The 16742-nt window shown below is 59.1% G+C and carries 18 protein-coding genes; 8 read left to right on the top strand and 10 right to left on the bottom strand.

The annotated features are described in order from the left end of the window. Positions 1-84 precede the first annotated feature (84 nt). Positions 85-1848 carry a gamma-glutamyltransferase gene (gene ggt / locus Q1A74_RS06835; RefSeq protein ID WP_299594011.1) on the top strand — a complete coding sequence of 588 codons (1764 nt, stop codon included), beginning with the start codon at positions 85-87 and terminating at the stop codon, positions 1846-1848. Positions 1849-1877: 29 nt separating this feature from the next. Then, positions 1878-2204 (top strand): quaternary ammonium compound efflux SMR transporter SugE, encoded by a 327-nt coding sequence (gene sugE / locus Q1A74_RS06830; protein ID WP_299594009.1) that lies wholly within the window; start codon positions 1878-1880, stop codon positions 2202-2204. Between the two features lie 4 nt (positions 2205-2208). Here the strand turns inward: sugE and Q1A74_RS06825 are convergent, their stop codons facing one another. From Q1A74_RS06825 to radC, 6 genes are all read right to left on the bottom strand, one after another. Next, entirely contained in the window at positions 2209-2778 is a 570-nt protein-coding gene (locus tag Q1A74_RS06825; RefSeq protein WP_299594007.1) for a disulfide bond formation protein B, read from the bottom strand. Positions 2779-2800: 22 nt separating this feature from the next. Beyond that, positions 2801-2959 (bottom strand): DUF5993 family protein, encoded by a 159-nt coding sequence (locus Q1A74_RS06820; protein ID WP_299594005.1) that lies wholly within the window; start codon positions 2957-2959, stop codon positions 2801-2803. 61 nt (positions 2960-3020) lie between these two features. Continuing rightward, positions 3021-3836 (bottom strand): bifunctional DNA-formamidopyrimidine glycosylase/DNA-(apurinic or apyrimidinic site) lyase, encoded by an 816-nt coding sequence (gene mutM, locus Q1A74_RS06815; protein ID WP_299594003.1) that lies wholly within the window; start codon positions 3834-3836, stop codon positions 3021-3023. A gap of 68 nt (positions 3837-3904) precedes the next feature. Then, positions 3905-4060, bottom strand: a complete 156-nt coding sequence (gene rpmG, locus Q1A74_RS06810; protein WP_043319942.1) for a 50S ribosomal protein L33 — start codon at positions 4058-4060, stop codon at positions 3905-3907. A gap of 33 nt (positions 4061-4093) precedes the next feature. After that, positions 4094-4330 (bottom strand): 50S ribosomal protein L28, encoded by a 237-nt coding sequence (gene rpmB, locus Q1A74_RS06805; protein ID WP_161856954.1) that lies wholly within the window; start codon positions 4328-4330, stop codon positions 4094-4096. A gap of 196 nt (positions 4331-4526) precedes the next feature. Further along, entirely contained in the window at positions 4527-5201 is a 675-nt protein-coding gene (gene radC, locus Q1A74_RS06800; RefSeq protein WP_299593999.1) for a DNA repair protein RadC, read from the bottom strand. A 141-nt stretch (positions 5202-5342) separates the two neighbouring features. Here radC and coaBC point away from each other — a divergent pair, with 141 nt between their 5' ends. The 4 genes from coaBC (at position 5343) to slmA (ending at position 10806) form a co-directional block, all read left to right on the top strand. Next, entirely contained in the window at positions 5343-6560 is a 1218-nt protein-coding gene (coaBC, locus tag Q1A74_RS06795; RefSeq protein ID WP_299593997.1) for a bifunctional phosphopantothenoylcysteine decarboxylase/phosphopantothenate--cysteine ligase CoaBC, read from the top strand. Positions 6561-6651: 91 nt separating this feature from the next. Continuing rightward, positions 6652-8985, top strand: a complete 2334-nt coding sequence (locus Q1A74_RS06790) for a phosphomannomutase/phosphoglucomutase (RefSeq protein WP_299593995.1) — start codon at positions 6652-6654, stop codon at positions 8983-8985. Positions 8986-9017: 32 nt separating this feature from the next. Then, a complete protein-coding gene (gene argB, locus Q1A74_RS06785) occupies positions 9018-9950 on the top strand; it encodes an acetylglutamate kinase (RefSeq protein ID WP_299593993.1) in 933 nt (310 codons plus the stop codon). A 244-nt stretch (positions 9951-10194) separates the two neighbouring features. Next, positions 10195-10806 carry a nucleoid occlusion factor SlmA gene (gene slmA / locus Q1A74_RS06780; RefSeq protein WP_043319938.1) on the top strand — a complete coding sequence of 204 codons (612 nt, stop codon included), beginning with the start codon at positions 10195-10197 and terminating at the stop codon, positions 10804-10806. 18 nt (positions 10807-10824) lie between these two features. Here slmA and Q1A74_RS06775 read toward each other — a convergent pair whose 3' ends face one another. Both Q1A74_RS06775 and pyrE read right to left on the bottom strand, forming a co-directional pair. Beyond that, a complete protein-coding gene (locus tag Q1A74_RS06775) occupies positions 10825-11421 on the bottom strand; it encodes a hypothetical protein (RefSeq protein ID WP_299593988.1) in 597 nt (198 codons plus the stop codon). Between the two features lie 96 nt (positions 11422-11517). After that, a complete protein-coding gene (gene pyrE / locus Q1A74_RS06770; RefSeq protein ID WP_299595564.1) occupies positions 11518-12174 on the bottom strand; it encodes an orotate phosphoribosyltransferase in 657 nt (218 codons plus the stop codon). A gap of 124 nt (positions 12175-12298) precedes the next feature. Here pyrE and Q1A74_RS06765 point away from each other — a divergent pair, with 124 nt between their 5' ends. Continuing rightward, complete coding sequence (locus tag Q1A74_RS06765) at positions 12299-13066, top strand: exodeoxyribonuclease III (protein WP_299593986.1); 768 nt, start codon at positions 12299-12301, stop codon at positions 13064-13066. A gap of 67 nt (positions 13067-13133) precedes the next feature. Here the strand turns inward: Q1A74_RS06765 and Q1A74_RS06760 are convergent, their stop codons facing one another. Together Q1A74_RS06760 and rph are read right to left on the bottom strand one after the other, a co-directional pair. Then, a complete protein-coding gene (locus tag Q1A74_RS06760) occupies positions 13134-14840 on the bottom strand; it encodes a hypothetical protein (RefSeq protein WP_299593984.1) in 1707 nt (568 codons plus the stop codon). Positions 14841-14996: 156 nt separating this feature from the next. Beyond that, a complete protein-coding gene (gene rph / locus Q1A74_RS06755) occupies positions 14997-15716 on the bottom strand; it encodes a ribonuclease PH (protein WP_299593982.1) in 720 nt (239 codons plus the stop codon). A gap of 147 nt (positions 15717-15863) precedes the next feature. Between rph and Q1A74_RS06750 the strand changes: the two genes are divergently transcribed. Next, on the top strand, positions 15864-16739 hold the full coding sequence (locus Q1A74_RS06750) for a YicC/YloC family endoribonuclease (RefSeq protein ID WP_299593980.1): 876 nt from the start codon (positions 15864-15866) through the stop codon (positions 16737-16739). Positions 16740-16742 lie beyond the last annotated feature (3 nt).

The following is a 16742-nucleotide window of genomic DNA, read 5'->3' as shown; positions in this document are numbered from 1 at the left end:
TTCCAGGCAGCAGCCCCAGGCCTGCTTCGGCCGCTTCTGGTCTGGTACACTCGGGCGATCCAGCGAATTGATTCGGATCGCCCTGTGAACAAGCCCCTGTATTGCTTCCTCTCTGTTTTCCTCACCGCCGCCACTGCGGTTGCCGCGCCCCTGTCTGACAAACAGACTGGCGACCAGCACAAAGAAGTCCAGCCGGAGTTCGCCACCGGGCGCACCGAGATCAAGTCCGCCAGCGCGGAAAAATACATGGCGGTCACCGCCAACCCGCACGCTTCCAGCGCCGCTGAGCAGATGCTCGCGAAAGGCGGTACCGCCGTGGATGCCGCCATCGCCGCGCAGCTGGTGCTCGGGCTTGTGGAACCACAATCCTCCGGCATCGGCGGCGGCGCCTTTATGCTGAGTTACCGCGCGGACGAGAAAAAGCTGCTTTCCTACGACGGCCGCGAAACCGCACCCATGGCAGTGGATGAAAATTACTTTATTCGCGACGGCCAGCCGCGCGGCTTTCTCGACGCTGTGATCGGCGGTTATTCCGTAGGGGTGCCCGGTGTCATGCGGATGCTGGAGCTGGCCCACCAGCGGGATGGAAAGCTGCCCTGGGAGGACCTGTTCCAACCCGCCATTACCCTGGCGGAACAGGGCTTTGCGGTATCCCCGCGATTGCACCAGCTCATTATCCGTATGCCGCGGGTAGCCGCGCGCCCGGCCATCCGCAGTTACCTGTTCGACAAGGACGGCAAGCCCCTGCCCGTTGGACACATCCTGAAGAATCCAGCCTACGCGGAAACACTGAAAACCCTCGCAGAGCAGGGCACAAAACCGTTTTACGACGGCGATATCGCCGCTGCTATTGTCGACGCGGTGCGCCACGACCCGAAAAACCCGGGCGTGATGACGCGCAAGGATATGGCAGATTACCAGGCCAAGGTTCGCGAGCCGGTGTGCGCGGAATTTCTGGTGTATGAAGTCTGCGGCGCAACCATGCCCTCGTCTGGCGGTACCACTGTGGGCGCAATCCTCGGCATGCTCCAGCACTTCCCCCTGGACGACTACCCGGTAGGCAGTGCAGAACTCACCCATTTGTTTGTGGAAGCGTCGGAACTCGCCTTTGCCGACCGCAACACCTACGCCGCGGACAGCGAATTCATTGATGTGCCGGTTACCGCATTGGTCGCGCCCCAGTATCTGGCCCAGCGCGCCAAGCTGATCAATATGGAACACGCGCAGCCGGCCCGACCCGGTGTTCCCGGCGCCTTCTCCGGGAAGCGCAAAGAGTCGGTATCGCCGGAGCTTCCGAACACCAGTCACCTTTCCATCGTCGACCAGTACGGCAACGCAGTGAGCATGACCACCAGCATTGAAACCGGCTTTGGCTCGCGGTTACTGGTCAAAGGATTTTTGCTGAATAACCAGCTTACTGACTTCTCCTTCGTGCCCCGCAACCGGGAAAAGCAGCTGGTCGCCAACCGCGTGGAACCCGGCAAGCGCCCGCGCTCTTCCATGTCGCCCACCATTGTGTTCAATCGCGATGGCAGCCTGCGACTGGTCGTCGGCTCTCCCGGTGGCTCGCGGATCATTGACTACACCGCCCGCACCATCCTCTACCACCTGAGCAAAGGTATGCCCATTGCCGAAGCCATCCACGCCGGCAATATCGGTGCGATCGGTTACCGGGTGGAAGTGGAGCCGGATACGCTTTCCGATAAGGAACTGGCACGACTGGAAATGAAAGGACACAAAGTCGTGCGTAAGGAATTGAACAGCGGTATTCACGGCATCGCGCTGCAAGACGGCAAGTTGCTGGGCGGGGCAGATACCCGCCGTGAAGGCAGCGCCCTGGGTAAGTAATTCAATCGGTAACCAGAGGAAGTACACCCGTGGCCAATCCATGGTTTCTATTGCTGATTGCCGGGCTGCTGGAAGTAGGCTGGGCAATCGGCCTCAAATACACGCAGGGATTCAGCAAACCCCTGCCCAGTGCACTCACGATCATCACCATGATCGCGAGCTTCTATTTTCTCGCCCAGGCACTGAAGACGATTCCCGTGGGCACAGGTTACGCGGTGTGGACCGGTATCGGCGCAGTGGGAACGGCCATTCTCGGCATCGTGCTGTTTTCTGAATCTACCGCACTGCCGCGCGTTCTGTGCATCGGATTGATCGTTGCGGGAATTATCGGGCTCAAGCTGACTTCACCCGTATGATGTACTACCCCGGCAACCACAGATAGTTCGTCGGGTCATCCGGGCAGGGCCCGAAGCCACACTCCAACAACGTGGAAATTACAGTGACCAGTAAAATCGCCAGAAAACTGTAAACCGCCAACTTTCCCAACCACCCCGGCGCGCGCGGCACATCGGCGGCTTCTTTCAGTTTCATCTGATCCAGCAACAACAACCCACCCAGAAAAAGCCCCAGCGCAAAAAACGCGATTAGCGCCCAGGTGTAAAAATGCAGGCCGAGAAACGGGGACCCGAAACCCGGGTCACCGGGGGCGATATGCAAAAGTACCTGGCGTGCGGAAGACACCATGCCGGCGAGCGCGGACAACAACGCAATACCGTAGTGCGCCGGACGGCTGCCGAAACAGACGTTCAACATCAATCCGATACCGGCCATGGCAAACGCCACTCTCTGCAAGAGGCACAGCGGACAGGGGAGTTCGTGCAGCACAATCTGCCAGGCAAAAGCAAACCAGAGCACACCACTGATTCCCAGCAGGGCGAGGGCATTGAGGCAATCGGTCCAGCGGCGCAGGCCAAATAGATGGTGGATCATGGCATACCTTTCACAATGAGAATCACAGGGAAATATTCAGCGAAGAGGTCATATGGTAGAAGCACCAGGCAACATAGATCGCCGCGGTAATTCCCCACCAGACCATGGCGGTACCGCGGTGGCCCCGCCAGGTAAACCAGGCAGAGATGACTGCAGTGAGGAAAGGCAACATCATAATCATGGGTTTGGGTCCGATGAGAATATCGGTCTCAAACTTAGGGTAAGTGACAACGAATTCCCAATCAGCGTTGGCAGCGGGGACAAAAGAAGGTGTTGCGCTGGCCGATGATTTGTTCGCGGATGGTGCCGGGGCAGCGGGGGCAGGGCTGACCTCCCCGACCGTAAGCGTTCAGCTGCTGAGCAAAGTAGCCGGGTTTGCCGTCGCCGCCGACGAAGTCCTTTAGCGTGGTGCCGCCCTGCTCGATGGCAGCGGCGAGTACGGTTTTGATGGCTTCCACCAGACGCTCGTAGCGCGCGCGGGAAATTTTGCCGGCGGGGGTTTGCGGGCGGATGCCAGCCATAAACAGGGCTTCACTGGCGTAGATGTTGCCAACGCCGACGACGATACGGCCGTCCATGATGAAAGTTTTTACAGGAGCTTTGCGGTTGCGGGAGGTAATGAACAGGTAGTCGCTGTCGAAGTCGTCACTCAGGGGCTCTGGGCCCAGGTGGGCGATGAGTTCGTGCTCGGCAATGTCTTCGGTGGTCCACAGCAGGGCGCCAAAACGGCGAGGATCGTGGAAGCGCAGGCGCTGGCCGCTGTCGAGGAGCCAGTCGATATGATCGTGTTTTTCCGGCGGCAGTTTGCCATCGACAATACGCAGGCTGCCGGACATACCCAGGTGCCAGATGGCGAGGCCTTTGTCGGTTTCCACCAGCAAATATTTGGCGCGGCGATCCAGGCGCTGGATACGGGCGCCCCGAATTATCTCTGCAAAATCTCCGTCCACCGGCCAGCGCAGGCGGTGCTGGCGGATTTCACACAGCTTGACCTTACGCCCCTCCAAGTGGGGAGCCAGACCGCGCTTTGTCGTTTCTACTTCTGGTAGTTCAGGCATTTATCTGCGCTCCGCGCACAAAAAAGCCCGGAAAACCGGGCTTTTTTGCGAACTAGCAAGACTATCAATTACTTGATTTTGCCTTCCTTGTACATAACGTGCTTGCGAGCAACGGGATCGTATTTTTTGATCTCCATTTTCTCAGGCATGTTGCGCTTGTTCTTGTCAGTGGTGTAGAAGTGGCCGGTACCGGCGCTGGAATTCAGGCGAATCTTGTCACGCATTGTTCTATCTCCGATCTGCTGCTACGGCAGCAATTAAACTTTCTCGCCGCGCTTGCGCAGCTCAACCAAAACGGTATCGATACCTTTCTTATCGATAATACGCATACCTTTAGTGGATACACGCAGTTTCACAAAGCGCTTCTCTGCTTCCACCCAGAAACGGTGGGACTGCAGGTTCGGCACGAAGCGACGCTTGGTGCGGTTCTTGGCGTGAGAAACGTTGTTTCCGGTTACCGGGCGCTTGCCGGTTACCTGACATACCTTGGACATCTGATTAGCCTCTTTAACTCTCTCGTGCCCTCAGCGCGGCGGCGGGGCAGGTGCAAAATTCGGTTCCAGCGCGACCGCAGGATCTGTACAGAATCTAGCCCGGCCGCAAAGAGCGGCGTTTTATACCAGAACACCCTATAGGGGGCAAGTTTTAACCAGCTTTTTTGCTGTCTGGACGGCCATTTTGAGTCGGGGGTCAGATAAGACCCCGCTCTGCAAACGAGCACCCGGCGCCCTCGCCGACAATCAGGTGGTCCAGCACCCGGATATCCACCAGCGCCAGCGCATCTTTCAACCGCGCGGTGATGTGGATGTCTGCCTGGCTGGGCTCACTCACTCCCGAGGGGTGGTTGTGCGCCAGGATCACGGCGGCGGCGCCTTTGGCCAGCGCGGCCTGTACCACTTCCCGAGGATACACGCTGGCGGCGTTCAGGGTACCTTCGAACAACTCTTCATAGGCGATCACCCGGTGCTGACTGTCGAGGAACAGGCAGCAGAACACTTCCCGGGTACGGTGGCGCAGCTGGGCGGACAGGTAGTCACGCACAGCCTGGGGGCTGGTGAGCGCGTCGGAGCGTTTCAGATCCTCTGCCAGATGGCGTCGGCCCATTTCGAGAACGGCCTGCAGTTGCACAAACTTGGCATCTCCCAGCCCCTTGCCCGCACAGAAGGCTTTGCGCTCCGCCTCCAGCAGCGGCCGCAGCCCGCCGAAGTCGGCCAGTAGCTGCCGCGCCAGGTCCACCGCCGATACGCCCCGCAACCCGGTGCGCAGGAAGATTGCCAGCAGCTCCGCATCCGACAGCGCCGCCGCCCCCTTCGCCAGTAACTTCTCGCGCGGGCGCTCTTCCGCGGGCCAGTCCGTAATCGCCATTTCCCCTCCGTGGGTAATACTATTCAGTCAAAGTAAACGCTCGCTTCCCCTGCAAGCCCCGACTAGCTATCCGTGGGCCGTATTGCCACCGGCGCTAAGATGGTAATCTTACGCGCTCTCAGAGTTCCGGAACCACAGAATATGCCCTCTCTGGCCGACAAACGGATACTGCTTGGCGTTACCGGCGGTATTGCCGCCTATAAAAGCGCCGACCTGGTACGCAGGCTCCAGGATCGCGGCGCCACCGTACGCGTGGTGATGACCGCGGGCGCCCGCGAGTTCGTAAAACCGCTCACCTTTCAGGCGCTTTCCGGCAATCCGGTACACACCGATTTACTGGACCCGGCCGCCGAGGCGGCCATGGGGCATATCGAGCTGGCCAAGTGGGCCGACGTGATTCTGATCGCTCCTGCCAGTGCCAGCGTGATGGCCAGGCTTGCTGCGGGTATGGCCGACGACCTGCTCAGCACCCTGTGCCTGGCCTCCGAAGCACCACTGGTACTGGCCCCGGCCATGAACCAGGCCATGTGGCGCCACCCGGCTACCCAGGCCAATGCGCAGACACTACAGAGCCGCGGTGCGACCCTGCTGGGGCCTGACGCCGGCAGCCAGGCCTGTGGCGACGTGGGTCCCGGGCGCATGCTGGAGCCGCTGGATATTGTGGATGGGCTGATCAACACCATCGCACCGGAACAGGTACTCAAGGGTAAGAAAGTCGCCATTACCGCCGGCCCCACCCGCGAGGCGCTGGACCCGGTGCGCTACCTGAGCAACCACAGTTCCGGGAAAATGGGCTTTGCCATTGCCGCGGCCGCCGCGCGCGCTGGCGCCGAGGTCACCCTGATCGCCGGGCCGGTGCGGCTGGAGACGCCCGCCGGGGTCAACCGGGTAGATGTGGTCAGCACGGAAGATATGCACAAGGCGGCCGAAGATGCCGCCGATGACAGCGACCTGTTTATCGCCGCCGCCGCCGTGGTGGATTTTCGCCCCGCGGTGGTCGCCAACCAGAAGATCAAGAAGGAAGACGGCAGCGACAGCGATGTGCTGCAACTGGTGAAAAACCCGGATATTGTCGCCGCCATTGCGGGGCGCACCAGCAAACGTCCGTTTGTTGTGGGTTTTGCTGCGGAAACAGAAAAGGTTGCTGAACACGCGAGAGGAAAACTCGCGCGGAAAAATCTCGACATGATCATCGCCAACGATGTGAGCAATCCGGAAGGCGGCTTTAACAGCGACCGCAATCAGGTCATTTTAATCGACGACAATGGTGAACAGTTGCTGCCGGCGGCACTGAAAACAGAGCTGGCAACACAGCTGATTGGATTGATCGCGGCCCGGGCATTCCCGAGCGCAGAATAGATAAAACAAATAACCAAACAACACACAAGATTCAGAAAATACTGAACCGGTCCGGGGGCTGGTCTGGGAAGACTGGGAGACTGAACAAGTCGTGGCTTCACACATTCAAACGGAAAGAAAACCCCTGTGGCACAGCGGGCTGAGCCTGCCTGTGCTGCTGGCCGCTGCCATCTGGCTCGGCGGGGCACACCTGCTGATGAGCAACGTCATCGAGGGACGCAACGCCAGCAGTGTACACACGGCCGCACAGCAGGTGGCAAACCGCCATGCGCAGCAGCTGGGCGGCTTTTTTACACAGCGCCAGCAAGCGCTGACCGCACTGAAAACTCCGCAGAAATCCACCACGGCAATTGCCGCGGGGCAAATGTCTCTGCAGTTTTTTACTCCGGACCAGCTGCAGGTAGGCGCGGGAAATCCACCGCTGGACTTCGCTCTCGTCGACCTCGCCAAGCGCAGCCTGGAGAAGGCGCAGCAGCCGGAGTTCCTACGCGGCAGTGACGATCAGTGGCGCCTCTACAGCGCCCGTGCGGAAGCCGGTGGCGCACTTCTGGCCAGCCAGCCATTCGCGGACTTCGAGCGCGCGCTGTCTGCTCTGGACCAGAGCGTGGGCACCATCCAGATCAATCAGCAGTTTCCCGACGGCCCGCCCCGCAGCCTGTGGACTTCATCCACAGGCGCCAGCGGTGGCGAGGCGGCCAGTGCGCCGGTTAAGGGCTCCTACCTGAAAGTTTCCTTTACTCCCTCTGCGGCGTTCGCCGCGGATCACAGCATTCCTGCCAGCTGGATATACGGGCTGGCTGTTATCGGCCTGCTGGGTACTCTGTTTGCACTGTGGAAAATGCTTCCGGCAGACGGCGGCGCTGCGCCCTGGGAAAAATCTTCCCGCAATGGCCGCGCGCCGGCGAAAAAAGGTCTGAGCAAGAGCGACCTGGAAAAGTCGCCGGCCCCGAAAAAAGACACCCCGCCCGCCGTTGCCGTGTCGACCGCTGCGGCTGCTGCCCCCAAGGTCGAGGAGACCTCCCGCGACGACCTGATGCGCACCCCGAGCACGGAAATTCCAGAGCATGTCTTCCGCGCTTACGATATTCGCGGCATTGCCGGAGAAGAAATCAACGAACCCTTTGCCTATCAATTGGGGCGGGCCCTGGGCACCGTGGCCCTGCGCTCTGGCGAGAAACTGCTATTGGTCGGCCGCGATGGTCGCAACAGCAGTGAGCTGCTGCGGGACTGCCTGATCGAAGGGATTCTGGAGAGTGGCTGTAACGCGGTGGACCTGGGCCTGGTGCCATCACCGGTGCTCTATTTCGCCTGCGCCAAGGGCAAGAACGCCAATAGCGGTGTGATGGTGACCGCCAGCCACAACCCTGCCGAATACAACGGCTTCAAAATCGTAATGAACGGCCGCCCACTGGCGGACGACAAACTCCATGAACTGCGCGCGCTGATGCAGTCCGGCCAGTTCGCCAGCGGCGAAGCCAGCAACAGCCGCCAGGATATTCGCGATACCTATATCGACGAGATTTTCAATGACGTCGCCCTGGCCGGGCAACCGCGCATCGTCGTCGATGCCGGCAATGGCGCTACTTCTGAGCTGGCTCCGGAACTGTTCGAGCAGCTGGGTTGCGCAGTGGAAACCCTCTACTGTGAAGTGGATGGCAACTTCCCCAATCACGCGCCGGACCCGTCCCGCCCGGAAAACCTCCAGGACCTGATCGCTGCAGTGACAGGCGAGGGCGCCGACCTGGGTATTGCCCTGGACGGAGACGGCGACCGCGTCACCCTGATTACCGGCAGTGGCCGCATCGTGTGGGCGGATCAGCTGGTGATGTTGCTGGCGCGGGATATTCTCGCGCGCAATCCGGGCTCGGATATCGTATTCGACGTGAAGAGTACCCGCGCGCTGGCCAACCTGGTGACCCAGTACGGCGGCCGCCCGGTGATGTGGAAAACCGGGCACGCGCCGATGAAAGAAAAAATGCTGGAAACCGGTGCGTTGCTCGGCGGCGAGCTCTCCGGGCATATTTTCATCAAGGACCGCTGGTACGGCTTCGACGACGGTATCTATGCGGCCGCGCGAATCCTGGAAATCATGGCGCTGCGCGAGCAGACCCTGGACGAACTGATCGAATCCCTCCCACAGATGGTGAATACCCCGGAAATCCTGTTACCGGTCGCAGAGGGTGACAAGTTCGCTCTGATCGAAAAGCTGCGCAGCGAGGGCAAGTTCGACCAGGCAGACCTGAATACCATCGACGGCCTGCGTATCGAGTTTGCCGATGGCTGGGGTCTGGTCCGCGCCTCCAACACCACTGCGGCACTGACCCTGCGCTTTGAGGCCGACGACGAAGCCGCGCTCGCGCGTATCCGCAACCAGGTTGCCGCTCAACTTCAGAAAATCGACCGCACCCTGGTTCTGCCAGGCTGATCGACCCTTTATTCAGCAGTAAGGAAAACGCTATGTCCCTGGATCAGAAATCCGCCCTGCGCGTTGCTCAGGTTCTTAACGAATCGCTGCCATATATCCAGCGCTTTATCGGCAAGACCGTGGTGGTCAAATTCGGCGGTAACGCCATGGTGGACGAAAAACTGCAAAACAGCTTCGCCCGCGATGTGATCCTGATGAAGCTGGTGGGCATGAACCCGGTAGTGGTACACGGCGGTGGCCCGCAGATCGGCGACCTGCTGAGCAAGCTCAATATCGAATCGCGCTTCGTAGATGGCATGCGCGTGACCGATGGCGAGACCATGGACGTGGTGGAAATGGTGCTCGGCGGCACCGTGAACAAACAGATCGTCAATCTGATCAACAAAAACGGCGGCCGCGCTGTGGGTGTCACCGGCAAGGATGGCCTGCTGATCCGCGCGAGAAAGCTGCGTCGCAAAGACCAGCAAGAAGATACCGCCGGCTTGCACGCGTCTGAAATCATCGATATCGGCCACGTGGGTGAAGTGGACAGTGTGGACACCGGCGTCATCGATATGCTGATCAACAGCGACTTTATCCCGGTGATCGCGCCCATTGGCGTGGGCAAGAACGGCGAATCCTACAACATCAATGCCGATCTGGTTGCCGGCAAAATCGCCGAATACCTGAAGGCGGAAAAGCTCATGCTGCTCACCAATGTAGCGGGCCTGCAGGATAAGGAAGGTGAGGTACTCACCGGTCTCTCCACCCTGGAAGTGGACGGCCTGATCGCCGACGGCACCATCTATGGCGGCATGCTGCCGAAGATTGCCTGCGCCCTGGATGCGGTGAAGGCGGGTGTGACCTCAGCGCATATCATCGACGGCCGCGTCCCCCACGCGGTACTACTGGAAATCTTTACCGACACCGGTGTCGGCACCCTTATCAGCAACAGCAGTTTTGACACCAACGTGGACGCAGATTGAGCGAAAACCCACGTGACACGGGTCACAGAACCGGTGTTAACGATCACTAACAATTGATGTGATGGCGCCGAATCGTTACGATTCTGGCGCCGGACCACGCGCTTTTCAGCGACATCTCTTCAGCGACAAAAAAACGGGCTTCTGACACCCCATCACAAACGCTGAAACGCCTGGCAACGAGAGCCAACAACGGGCGCAACAACAAAATCAGGTCCCGGCTGAATATTCCGGGTAAAGGCAGTTCATGAGCAGCGAAAAAATCAATCGACGCCAGCAGATCCTGCAGGCGCTTGCCCACATGCTGGAAGCCAGCCCCGGCGCCCGCATCACCACCGCCGCCCTGGCCAAAGAGGTGGGTTTTTCCGAGGCGGCGCTTTACCGCCACTTCCCCAGCAAATCCAAGATGTTTGAAGGGCTGATCGAGTTCATTGAAGAAACCATCTTCAGCCGTATCAAGCTCATCATGCAGGACGAGCCCAGTGCCCTGGCCCGCTGCCAGAAGATTCTGCACCTGCTGCTCGCCTTCTGCGAACGCAACCCCGGCATCACCCGCCTGCTTACCGGCGACGCCCTCACCGGCGAAACCGAGCGCCTGCACGGCCGCATCCTGCAGCTGTTCGATCGCCTGGAAACCCAGCTCAAGCAGATTCTGCGCGAAGCGGAACTGCGTGAGCAGCTGCGCCCTGCAATCCCGCTGACCGCCGCAGCCAACCTGCTGCTGGCCAGCGCTGAGGGCCGCATCGTGCAGTACGTGCGCAGTGGCTTCAAACGCAAACCCACCGAACACTGGACAGAGCAGTGGCCGGTACTGGTGGCAGGGTTCTTCAGGGAAAGTGCGCTGACTGCGCAGGGGTAAGAAAAACGGATAGCCGGCTTAATTGCCGGCGATTTCCTGATAGCGACTGGCCGCCTGATCAAATTCGCTGTCGATCATCACTGCCTCTTTTTCCCGCACCGACAGGCGTTCGCCGACCACCGCCACTTCTTTACGCAGGTTCTCGATCCGCTCCAAAAGCTCTGGGGATACGGTGCCGCCGTTGCGCTGGGTGCGCGCCGCCGCGGACTCTTCGCTTTCGATCTGGCGGCTCAGGGAGGTCATATTGGAGCGCAGGATCGCCATATCCTGCTGCACGATGGCAAGCTTGCGCTTACGCGCGGATTCGATGTCGGCAACGCTGTTGTAGCGCTTCAGGAGCTGCAGGTCGACAGCCATCTGCGCCTCGCGACGCTGCTTCTCCGCCAGCTCCTTACCCGTCAGCTCCGGTTCAACCACTTCCAGAATCCGCCCGGTAGAGGTCAGCACCTCGTAGCCACTCGCGACATAACGAGGAGGCACCACGTCGTCCAGCACCTGTACGCCGTGTTCGTTGGTATAGCGGTACAGCTTCTTGCCATCCCACTCCTGTCCTGCAGCGCCGACATCCAATGTCAGTAGGGCGCCGGCCATTGCCAGCGCAATTGCGGTTTTCAAGCCTGCCTCTTCTTGTCTATTCAGTACATCGCTTAAATTTTGACCTGAAGCACTCATCCGTTAGCGCCCCGGTAGAACTATGACGAGCAGAGGCTGTTAATCCTCAGCGCGCACGCCATAACGCTGCCGGTAGTCGATGATCTGCTGCAACAGCGTTTCGCTGGCAGCCTCGGACTTAAGATAAGAAATAATATCATCCAGTTCCACAATGCCGATCACAGGAATGCTGTATTCCTGCTCTACCAGCTGGATAGCGGAGAGATCCGTGTCGTCATTCGCCTTTTCCTGGCGGTTCAGGCCGATGACTACACCGGCGGGCTCCGCGCCCTGGGCGTTGATGATCTGCATCACCTCACGCACCGCGGTACCGGCAGTTATTACATCATCAATAATCAAAACCTTGCCTTTAAGCGGCGCACCCACTAAGGTTCCGCCCTCGCCGTGGTCCTTGGCCTCTTTCCGGTTGTAACAGAAGGGTTTATCTACGCCTTTCTGCGCCAATGCCACTGCGGTTACCGCTCCCAGCGGGATGCCTTTATAGGCCGGCCCGAAGATGACATCAAACTCCACTCCAGAGGCAATAATCGCCTCAGCATAGGCATTGCCCAGCGCGGCGAGCGCCGCACCGCTGTGGAATCGGCCGGCATTGAAGAAATAAGGGCTTTGGCGCCCAGATTTCAGCGTAAAATCCCCGAAACAGAGCACATCGTGCTCCAGGGCCAGTTGGATAAAGTCGCGCTGGTACTGCTGCATGGCAATTTGATAACTATTGGCTAAGGTGAAGGAAGGTCCCCAAGGAACGGGGAGCGGCAATCGAAAAAATGTTCAGACGAATAACGACTGCAATTTTACACAGTCCGCTGGTAAGGGGCTAATAATGCGAATAGTGAGTTTGTCCGTAGACGGTGTGCACCAGGCTGCACAGCGCGGACTGTACGATTGGCTGTCAGATCAGGACGCGGACATCATCTGTCTGCAGGATCTGCGCTCACTGGAGCCGGAGCTGGATCACCCCATCTTCCATCCAGACGGTTACTACAGCTATTTCTTTGATTCTGGTACGCCCCATGAAAATGGCGTCGCCATCTATACCCGTGCCCAGCCGAAAGCGCTGATCTACGGTATGGGCTTCGCCAACGGTGTGGATATGTATGGCCGCTACCTGCAGGCGGACTTCGAACGCCTGAGCGTAGGCTCACTGCTGGCTCCGGTGGCCACCGACGAAGCCTCGCTGGAAACCAAGGTGCAGTTTTTCGACGACATGCAGGCCCACCTGGCCAAGATCAGCCGCAAACGCCGCGACTTTATTTTCTGCGGTAACTGGGGCATGGCCCACCGCCGCGCGGATGTGGAAAACTGGCAGGATCACCAGGACACCCCCGGCTTTATGCGCCACGAGCAGCGCTGGCTCGACCAGTTGTTCAACGATATCGGGTATGTAGACGCCTTCCGCCGCATCGTGAAAGACGCCGATGAGTTTACCTGGTGGCCGAGCGGTGAAGTAGGACAGGGCGACGGCTGGCGTACGGATATGCAGATCGTCTCCCAGACGTTAAAAAACAAGATCGAATACGGCGCCATCAACAAGAACGTCAGCTTCTCCAGCCACCTGCCGGTGATCATGGATTACGATCTGGAAGTCTGATTTTTCGGCGTATTCAATAAAAGGGCGCAGCGACTGCCGGTCACTGTGCCCTTTTTCGTTTCTGCAATTAGCGAAAGCGGGTGCTCTTCAGCTTCACATCCGCATCCTGCCAGGCTTGCTTAAAGCGGGCATCAATCAATGCGGCTTCCTCTGTTTTGTGTTGCGCACGCAGCGCTTCGGCCAATCCGAAGAGCGCCCAGCCGTTCTCAGGGCGACGATCCAGATCCTGCCAATAAATGGTTTCCGCCTCGTCCGGTCGCCCCGCCTCCAGCAACACCGCACCCAGTGTCAGGCGCGGTGGGTAGTGCCACTCCGTCGGCTCGGTATACACCAGTCCATCCTCTAGTCTGACCGCGCGGCTCAGATGGTTGATCGCCGTATCGTAGTCCTTGCCCGCAGCGGCCAGCTCACCAGCGAGTACTTCCGGGGCAATCGCCATAATCTGTTTGGCGCTGTTGGGCGAAAACATCGCATATTCCAGTGCTGGATCGTCGGCGAGTTTCTGCACCTGCTCCAGCTCAGTCCGTGCCTGTTTGAGCTGTCCTTTACCGATAAAAGCCAGACCGCGCACATAGTGCCAGGCGACCTGTAGAAACGGATCATCGGGTGGCGCCGGCAGAGCCAGTACCTGATCCCACTTGCCAAATTGCGCGAGGGACCAGTAGGGGAGCACACGGAAGCCAGCCAGGAGCGGCATTGCCTCGAGGGTTTCATCGGAAATCTGTTCTGCGGTTTTGTTCGCGGCATCAATGGCCGCGGCGCTGCGTCCCAGGGCCGTATTGGCAAACCACAGGAAATGGACATTGTGCGGGTAGTAAGCCATCGGGTAGAGGCCCTGGGCGCGGCACTGGGAGATGTAATCTTCATCCGCGGCGATCGCCCGCTCATTCGCCTTTACCGAATCCGCGTAGCGTCCTACCCGCTGAAAGATATGTGCAGGCATGTGCACAATGTGCCCGGCGCCGGGCATCAGGCCCTGCAAGTTGTCCGCCGCTTTCTCCGCACGCGCCGGATTGTTGGTGGGCTCAATGAGATGTATGTAGAGGTGTAATGCCCCGGGGTGTTTCGAGTTTTTCTCCATCACCTGCTCGAGCAGAGTTACGATCTCTTCAGTGCCCTCGTGCGGCGTGCCATCACGCATCCAGTAATTCCAAGGCCGCAGATCCATCATCGACTCCGCATAAAGCGTCGCAATATCCAGGTCTTCGGGATGCTGTTTGGCCACCTTTGCCATGGCCGCGGCGTATTTTTTATCGGCCTCGCCACGATCAGCGGGATCACCGGTATATCGATGGGTCAGCGCTTCGATCAGTGCCCGCTCGCGCGCGTCGAGGCCCTTGCTCAACGATTTCGCTTTAAGTGCCAGTTCCCGCGCTTTGGGCTCCGCTTCCTGATCCATCGGCGCATTGATGTTGGGGCCCAGCACCAGCGCCTGCCCCCAGTAAGCCATGGCGCAATTCGGATCCAGCCGCGCAGCCTCGCGAAAGGAGCGACCCGCTTCCGCATGGTTGAAGGCATAAGTCAGGTTCATCGCCTGATTGATATACAGCTGGCCCTTTTCCGAGGCACAACTCACCGGGAAGGTGTGTTTACCGAGATTCTGCAGGCGCGGCGCAATATTGCCGTTCGGAGAAGGCTTGTCGCCCTCTTCGGGCTCCTGATAGTGCTTGTGCAGGGTTCTTGCGGGGGCTTCTTGCGGGGTTTCCTGTGCAAATACGTGTGCGCTACCGATCAGCAACACTGCAAGGATGGAAGCCAGGTAACGTCGGTTCATCGGCTCTCTCACTATCCTTGTTATCAAACTTGGCGTCAGATCTGACCCAAGCGAGAGAGAAGACTACGACAAAACCGGCGAGACCCCACCATCGCTGAAGGAAAAACACGCCGGTTTCTTTTTATTCGGTTTCGTTGCTTTAATTGTTGGGCTTAATTATTCGGCCAGCGCTTTCTTCTGCAACTCGATCAGTTCCTTGATCCCGGCCTTGCCCAGCGCCAGCATCTCGGCAAACTGATGTTCGGTAAATGGAACGCCTTCCGCAGTGCCCTGTACTTCGATCATGCCGCCGTCTTCCGCCATCACCAGGTTCATATCGGTATCGGCATTGGAGTCTTCCGGATAATCCAGGTCCAGCACTGCTTCGCCCTTGTAAATACCGACGGAAATCGCTGCCACCATATTATTCAGGGGGTCGGTCGCGATCATTTTCTCCCGCTGCATATAGCGGATCGCATCCACCAGGGCCACGCAGGCGCCGGTAATGGACGCCGTGCGCGTGCCGCCGTCGGCCTGAATCACGTCGCAATCGAGGGTGATCTGGTGCTCGCCCAGAGCTTTCATATCGACCGCCGCGCGCAGGGAGCGGCCGATAAGACGCTGAATTTCTACAGTGCGCCCGCCCTGTTTACCACGCGCTGCCTCACGGCCCATGCGGGAACCGGTGGAACGGGGCAGCATGCCGTATTCCGCGGTAATCCAGCCACTGCCCTGGCCGCGCAGAAAGCGCGGCACTTCCGCCGTCACCGACGCATTACACAGCACCTTGGTGTCGCCAAACTCCACCAGTACCGAACCTTCGGCATGACGGGTGTAGTTACGAGTGATGCGCACATCGCGCAGTTGCTCCGGTTTGCGGCCGCTGGGTCGCTGCATATTGCACCTCTAATCTAGGGAAATGTGAGAGTTAACTTTCAGGGTCCGGCATTATAGCCATCAAAGCACACAATCACCCTGTGCTATGCTTTGCCGCTCTTTTTCCACCACCTATTTCATCATCAAGCATTACTGGAGCACGGCAGTATGGCCAACAACAAAGTGCGCAGCATGACCGCCTTCGGGCGCGCGGAAGTCAACTACTCCAGCGGCACCGCGGTGTGGGAGATGCGCTCCGTCAATCATCGCTATCTGGAGCCTCACTTCCGCCTGCCGGAAGCCGCCCGCGCGCTGGAGCCCAAACTGCGAGAGGTGCTGCGCAAGTCCCTCAACCGCGGCAAGGTGGAAATGACGTTGAACCTGAAGACCAATAGCGGCGAAGTCGCAGCGATCGAGGTCAATCAGGCACTGGCCGAACAGCTGGTCAAAGCCGCGGAGCTGGTGGCGCCCGCAAGTGACAGCCTCTCCTTGAACCCGCTGGAAATCCTCAAGTGGCCAGGTGTCATCGCCGAACCGGAAACCGATGCGGATGAACAGGCCAATGCCATTCTGGAAGGCTTCAAGCAGGCCCTGACGCAGGTCGCAGACAACCGGGAAAGAGAAGGCGCTGAACTCGCCGGATTTATCGAGGCGCGCATTAAAGGCATCAGCGAACAGGTCACCACCGTGCGCGCATTACTACCGCAAATTCTGCAAAACCAGCGCGAAAAATTGAAAACCCGCCTGGAAGAGCTGCTGGAAGAAATCGACAAAGACCGAATCGAACAGGAAATCGCCATCCTGGCGCAGAAAGCCGACGTAGACGAAGAGCTCGACCGCCTGGACGCCCATATCACCGAAACCCGCCGCGTGCTCAAGAACGGCGGCCCCATCGGACGCCGCCTGGATTTTCTGATGCAGGAATTTAACCGCGAGGCGAATACGCTTTCATCCAAAGCAGTGGTTACCGATACCACTCAGGCCGCAGTGGAATTGAAGGTGCTGATCGAACAGATGCGGGAGCAGGTGCAAAACATCGAATAGTCC

This window comes from uncultured Microbulbifer sp., assembly GCF_947504145.1.
Classification (GTDB): domain Bacteria; phylum Pseudomonadota; class Gammaproteobacteria; order Pseudomonadales; family Cellvibrionaceae; genus Microbulbifer.
Note: the sequence above shows the minus strand (reverse complement) of the source record. Positions and strands in the feature narration are given on the sequence as shown.

Coding starts and splice junctions, on each gene's coding strand:
- rpmB (WP_161856954.1), bottom strand. CDS start 4,330: ATGTCCAAGGTATGTCAGGTAACCGGCAAGCGCCCGGTAACCGGAAAC.
- Q1A74_RS06820 (WP_299594005.1), bottom strand. CDS start 2,959: ATGATTATGATGTTGCCTTTCCTCACTGCAGTCATCTCTGCCTGGTTT.
- Q1A74_RS06825 (WP_299594007.1), bottom strand. CDS start 2,778: ATGATCCACCATCTATTTGGCCTGCGCCGCTGGACCGATTGCCTCAAT.
- Q1A74_RS06750 (WP_299593980.1), top strand. CDS start 15,864: ATGGCCAACAACAAAGTGCGCAGCATGACCGCCTTCGGGCGCGCGGAA.
- argB (WP_299593993.1), top strand. CDS start 9,018: ATGTCCCTGGATCAGAAATCCGCCCTGCGCGTTGCTCAGGTTCTTAAC.
- pyrE (WP_299595564.1), bottom strand. CDS start 12,174: ATGCAGCAGTACCAGCGCGACTTTATCCAACTGGCCCTGGAGCACGAT.
- rpmG (WP_043319942.1), bottom strand. CDS start 4,060: ATGCGTGACAAGATTCGCCTGAATTCCAGCGCCGGTACCGGCCACTTC.
- rph (WP_299593982.1), bottom strand. CDS start 15,716: ATGCAGCGACCCAGCGGCCGCAAACCGGAGCAACTGCGCGATGTGCGC.
- Q1A74_RS06765 (WP_299593986.1), top strand. CDS start 12,299: ATGCGAATAGTGAGTTTGTCCGTAGACGGTGTGCACCAGGCTGCACAG.
- slmA (WP_043319938.1), top strand. CDS start 10,195: ATGAGCAGCGAAAAAATCAATCGACGCCAGCAGATCCTGCAGGCGCTT.
- radC (WP_299593999.1), bottom strand. CDS start 5,201: ATGGCGATTACGGACTGGCCCGCGGAAGAGCGCCCGCGCGAGAAGTTA.
- mutM (WP_299594003.1), bottom strand. CDS start 3,836: ATGCCTGAACTACCAGAAGTAGAAACGACAAAGCGCGGTCTGGCTCCC.
- Q1A74_RS06760 (WP_299593984.1), bottom strand. CDS start 14,840: ATGAACCGACGTTACCTGGCTTCCATCCTTGCAGTGTTGCTGATCGGT.
- coaBC (WP_299593997.1), top strand. CDS start 5,343: ATGCCCTCTCTGGCCGACAAACGGATACTGCTTGGCGTTACCGGCGGT.